The 5,479-nt window shown below is 59.3% G+C and carries 4 protein-coding genes; 2 read left to right on the top strand and 2 right to left on the bottom strand.

Going from position 1 to position 5,479, the window contains the following annotated elements; translation table 11 throughout:
* The first annotated feature begins 45 nt into the window (after positions 1–45).
* Complete coding sequence (lpxC, locus tag HP546_RS25025; protein ID WP_016488957.1) at positions 46–957, top strand: UDP-3-O-acyl-N-acetylglucosamine deacetylase; 912 nt, start codon at positions 46–48, stop codon at positions 955–957.
* Between the two features lie 76 nt (positions 958–1,033).
* Here the strand turns inward: lpxC and HP546_RS25020 are convergent, their stop codons facing one another.
* The gene (locus HP546_RS25020; RefSeq protein WP_172230927.1) at positions 1,034–1,921 is read right to left on the bottom strand and encodes a hypothetical protein; all 888 of its coding nucleotides are present in this window, start codon (positions 1,919–1,921) and stop codon (positions 1,034–1,036) included.
* Positions 1,922–2,020: 99 nt separating this feature from the next.
* A complete protein-coding gene (locus HP546_RS25015; RefSeq protein WP_172230923.1) occupies positions 2,021–2,476 on the bottom strand; it encodes a DUF721 domain-containing protein in 456 nt (151 codons plus the stop codon).
* 328 nt (positions 2,477–2,804) lie between these two features.
* Here HP546_RS25015 and secA point away from each other — a divergent pair.
* Positions 2,805–5,479 (top strand): preprotein translocase subunit SecA (gene secA, locus HP546_RS25010; RefSeq protein ID WP_172230920.1); only part of this gene is annotated, 2,675 nt, incomplete at its 3' end.

Genomic DNA, 5,479 nt, shown 5'->3' with positions numbered 1-5,479 from the left:
CTTTGTTGATACCTGTTCGCAATTTGCGCTGAAGCGGCCAATGCCATGATTAAACAACGCACCCTGAAGAATACCATCCGTGCCACAGGTATCGGCCTGCACTCCGGTGAGAAGGTCTACCTGACCCTCAAGCCTGCACCTGTGGACACCGGCATCGTCTTCCGCCGCGCCGACCTCGACCCTGTGGTCGAGATCCCTGCGCGTGCGGCCAACGTCGGCGAGACAACCATGTCGACGACGCTGGTCAACGGTGACGTCAAGGTCGACACGGTCGAGCACCTGCTCTCTGCCATGGCGGGCCTGGGCATCGATAACGCCTACGTCGAGCTCTCCGCCTCGGAAGTGCCGATCATGGATGGCAGCGCCGGACCCTTTGTATTCCTGATTCAGTCTGCCGGCCTGGAAGAACAGGACGCAGCCAAGAAGTTCATCCGCATCCTGCGTGAGGTAACTGTGGAAGAGGGCGACAAGCGCGCCACGTTCCTGCCTTTCGAAGGGTTCAAGGTGAGCTTCGAGATCGACTTCGATCACCCGGTGCTTCGCAACCGGACCCAGAGCGCCAGCGTCGACTTCTCCAGCACCTCGTTCGTGAAGGAAGTCAGCCGCGCCCGTACCTTCGGCTTCATGCGTGATATCGAGTACCTGCGCAAGCACAACCTTGCGCTGGGTGGCAGTGTCGAGAACGCCATCGTGGTCGATGAGGACGGTGTGCTCAATGAAGACGGCCTTCGTTACGAAGACGAATTCGTCAAGCACAAGATCCTCGACGCCATTGGCGACCTGTACCTGCTGGGCAACAGCCTGATCGGCGAGTTCAAGGGCTTCAAGTCCGGCCACGCGCTGAACAACCAGCTGCTGCGCAAGCTCATTGCTGAAACCGATGCCTGGGAAGTGGTTACGTTCGAAGATGCCAGCACGGCACCGATCTCCTACATGCGCCCTGTTGCGGCGGTGTAAGTTCGAACACTCTCTAGTTCATTGAGGCCACCGCGAGGTGGCCTTTTTTATTGGGGATTCTGTTCCAGGGCCTGAGTTATAGCGGTGTGGTGAATTTGAAGAAGTCCATGTAGATGTGATCCTGAGCCTCGATCACGATGCTGGCGATAGTTTCTGCATCGCCGCAGCGATAATTTATCGAATGATCAAGGCCATCCACTTTTTTCAAGTCCAGCGTATGCAAGGGTTTGTGCGAGGGGCTGAAAAACTGGATTTTTGCATCAGCCTGAAGCCAGGTCAGTTGAAAATCGACCTGGGAAAACGCTCCGTTCAGATCCAGCTTGAGTTCCTGCTTCTTGTCATCCATGCCCATCGCCAAGGCTTCTTTCTCCAGCTTTCCGGGGGTCTGATAAGTGTATCTGTGGATGCCTGCTTGTCCTTCGCCCGACACGAAGTGGATCGTCATGACTTCTCGATCAATCTTCGCGCCTTCGCGAATGAGCTGTTGCGGGGAACCGTCAAAAAGTTCTTCGCATTGGCTTGGATGAATCCAGATTTCATCTAGTAGAAAATGGGCTGGTGACGGTGCTGAATCTGGGATTGGCGGGAGGCTGCGTACGGTCAGCGCTACTCGCTGCTCGCCCCCTGAGGCGGTAAAGCGCGCCCGGTAGGTGTGCCAATCTTGACTGGTCAATCGTTCGGCGGTGTCCGAATCATGGCCGTCAAATGTCCATCGGAGCTCTGGATCAAAGTCGCTTCCTTCCAGACGCTTCACGCGCGCGGATATTACATACTCAGTGCCACTTGTGAGCCCGCTGAAAGTTTTCGAAATGGTAGTGCCCAGCAGGTGCTGGGCGAAGCTCAGGCAGTGGTTGTCTGTGTGTTCTTCCTTGATGATAATGACCAGATGCTTGTAGGTCGGATTGACGCTCCAGTCGTTCCAGGCATCAGACTCAAAAGTGGTGTGATCAAAGAAGTAGCTCATGGCATTGAACCTCATGTGTCGGGGTTCAAATAGTCGGGCGCATCGGCAGGCTGCGTAAACTGGCAAAACTATCAGTTGCGGGAGGGCGGATATCGAGCGTCAGGGCTTTAACGAGGCGTGAGATGCCAGGCGTTCCAGTGCCGCGCGCAATTTAGGGTCGGTGATACCTTCCGCCGTATCGCGCAAGCTTTCGGCAGCACTGCTCGACAGCTCAGCAATGTGCCCACCGCGCTTGGCCGGCACCAGCGGGGGCTGGACCTTGAACAGAATTCGCCTGAGATTGCCGAATGCCTCCATGCCCTGCAACGCCGCCAGCAACCGCTTCTGCTGATAGCGCAGGCGTGTCGCCCAATGGCCGTCGGTTACCACCAGCAACAACGTGCCATCGCGCCACGACGCCACGTGGCAATGCTCGCGGGCAGCGGGTTGCAGCTGGCTTTCCAGCAGGCGCTGCAAGTGTTCCAGACGCTCGGCCTGGTTCAACAGCAGGCGCAGCGGGCGCACCTGGCGCAGCAGGGCGGACGGTGGCTGGGCGGGGGAGGGTTTGTAGGCCATGGGGTACGCATGTGGTTACAAGAACGGCAGTCTACCACCTCAGCTGCCCGTGCCGGCCTCTTCGCGTCGAACCGCCAAGAAGAGGCGACACAGGCAAGACGAGATAAGACTAATTCTCGATACCTTTCATGTAGCCAGGCCTTGAACTCAGGGACAATGCCCCTATCTAAGACAAGCCCCTGCCAAAACGCGGTAAAAGTATCGTGGAAATCCACCACTTTCTTCACCATCGTTTCCGGGTAGAATGCTCGTTCGCATGCGGCCTTAGGGCTGCACGGGCGACTCATGGGGCCGCCCTCCATCCCTACGTGTGGAAGATCCTGCCAATATGTTTGCGCCTTTGTTAAAAAAACTTTTTGGAAGCAAGAACGAGCGTGAAGTGAAACGCATGCTCAAGACGGTAGCTATCGTCAATGCCTTCGAAGAGAAGATGGTGGCCCTCTCCGACGAACAACTGCGGGGCAAGACCGCAGAGTTCAAGGAGCGCCTGGCCAAAGGCGAGACACTGGACCAATTGCTGCCCGAAGCCTTCGCTGTCGCGCGCGAGGCCGGCAAGCGCGTGATGGGCATGCGTCACTTCGACGTGCAGCTGATCGGCGGCATGACCCTGCACGAGGGTATGATCGCAGAAATGCGCACCGGTGAAGGCAAGACCTTGGTCGGTACCCTGGCCGTGTACCTCAACGCACTGTCGGGCAAAGGCGTGCACGTGGTCACCGTCAACGATTACCTGGCCCGCCGCGACGCCAACTGGATGCGCCCGCTGTACGAGTTCCTCGGCCTGTCGGTCGGCATCGTCTCGGCATTCCAGCCGCCGGAAGAAAAGCGCGCCGCGTACGCGTCCGACATCACCTACGGCACCAACAACGAATTCGGTTTCGACTACCTGCGCGACAACATGGCGTTCAGCCAGGAAGAGAAGTTCCAGCGTGAACTCAACTTCTCGGTCATCGACGAAGTCGACTCCATCCTCATCGATGAAGCGCGTACCCCGCTGATCATCTCTGGCCAGGCCGAAGACAGCTCCAAGCTGTACATCGAGATCAACCGCCTGATCCCGCGCCTGAAGCAGCACATCGAGGAAGTGGAAGGCCAGGTTACCCAGGAAGGCCACTTCACCATCGACGAGAAGAGCCGGCAGGTCGAGCTCAACGAAGCGGGTCACCAGTACATTGAAGACATGCTCACCCAGGCCGGCCTGCTGGCCGAGGGCGAGAGCCTGTATTCGTCGCACAACCTGGGCCTGCTGACCCACGTCTATGCCGGCCTGCGCGCGCACAAGCTGTTCCATCGCAATGTCGAGTACATCGTCCAGGACGGCCAGGTGCTGCTGATCGACGAGCACACCGGCCGTACCATGCCCGGTCGTCGCCTGTCCGAGGGCCTGCACCAGGCCATCGAAGCGAAAGAAAACCTGAACATCCAGGCCGAAAGCCAGACCCTGGCTTCGACCACCTTCCAGAACTACTTCCGCCTGTACACCAAGCTGTCCGGCATGACCGGCACCGCCGACACCGAAGCGTTCGAGTTCCAGTCCATCTACGGGCTCAACGTGATGGTCATCCCGCCGAACAAGCCGCTGGCGCGCAAGGACTTCAACGACCTGGTGTACCTGACCGCCGACGAGAAATACGCTGCGATCATTGCCGACATCAAGGAAAGCATGACCCTTGGCCGCCCGGTGCTGGTAGGTACGGCGACCATCGAAACCTCCGAGCACATGTCCAACCTGCTGCAGCAGGAAGGCATCGAGCACAAGGTGCTCAACGCCAAGTATCACGAAAAAGAAGCCGAGATCATCGCACAAGCAGGCGCGCCGGGTGCCCTGACCATCGCCACCAACATGGCTGGTCGTGGTACCGACATCCTGCTGGGCGGTAACTGGGAAGCCGAAGTGGCCGCGCTGGAAAGCCCTACGGCCGAGCAGATTGCCCAGATCAAGGCCGACTGGCAGAAGCGTCACCAGCAGGTGATCGAGTCGGGTGGCCTGCATGTGATCGCTTCCGAGCGCCATGAATCGCGCCGTATCGACAACCAGCTGCGTGGCCGTTCCGGCCGTCAGGGTGACCCGGGTTCCAGCCGCTTCTACCTGTCGCTGGAAGACAGCCTGATGCGCATCTTCGCCTCTGACCGGGTGAAGAACTTCATGAAGGCGCTGGGGATGCAGTCGGGCGAGGCCATCGAGCACCGCATGGTCACCAACGCCATCGAGAAGGCCCAGCGCAAGGTCGAAGGCCGCAACTTCGACATCCGTAAGCAATTGCTCGAATACGACGACGTGGCCAACGAGCAGCGCAAGGTGATCTACCACATGCGCAACAGCCTGCTGGCCGCCGAGAACATCGGCGACACCATCGTCGAATTCCGCAAGGAAGTGCTGGACGCTACCATCAGCCAGCACATTCCGCCGCAGTCGCTGCCCGAGCAGTGGGACGTGGCCGGCCTGGAAGCTGCGCTGGCCAGCGATTTCGCCATGAAGCTGCCGATCCAGCAGTGGCTCGACGAGGACGATCACCTCTACGAAGAGACCCTGCGCGAGCGGCTGCTCAGCGAAATCACCACGGCCTACACCGAGAAGGAAGACCAGGCCGGTATCGACGCCCTGCGCACCTTCGAGAAGCAGATCCTGCTGCGTGTGCTGGACGATCTGTGGAAAGACCACCTGTCGACCATGGACCACCTGCGTCACGGTATCCACCTGCGTGGTTATGCGCAGAAGAACCCGAAGCAGGAGTACAAGCGCGAGTCGTTCAGCCTGTTCCAGGAACTGCTCGAGTCGATCAAGCGCGATACCATCCGTGTGCTGTCGCACGTCCAGGTTCGCCGCGAAGACCCGGTCGAAGAGGAAGCCCGCCTGCGCCGCGAGGCCGAGGAGCTGGCCAGCCGCATGCAGTTCCAGCATGCCCCGGCCCCTGGCCTGGAAAGCGAGCAACTGAGCGAGGAGGGCGCTGAAGTGGCGGTCGCTGCCGCGCCAGTGCGCAATGACCAGAAGCTGGGCCGCAA

The sequence above is a fragment of the Pseudomonas sp. CM25 genome (assembly GCF_013179705.1).
GTDB lineage: Bacteria > Pseudomonadota > Gammaproteobacteria > Pseudomonadales > Pseudomonadaceae > Aquipseudomonas.
Note: the sequence above shows the minus strand (reverse complement) of the source record. Positions and strands in the feature narration are given on the sequence as shown.

Excerpts from the sequence above, each read along its gene's own strand:
- HP546_RS25015 (WP_172230923.1), bottom strand. The coding sequence starts at position 2,476 with ATGGCCTACAAACCCTCCCCCGCCCAGCCACCGTCCGCCCTGCTGCGC.
- lpxC (WP_016488957.1), top strand. The coding sequence starts at position 46 with ATGATTAAACAACGCACCCTGAAGAATACCATCCGTGCCACAGGTATC.
- HP546_RS25020 (WP_172230927.1), bottom strand. The coding sequence starts at position 1,921 with ATGAGCTACTTCTTTGATCACACCACTTTTGAGTCTGATGCCTGGAAC.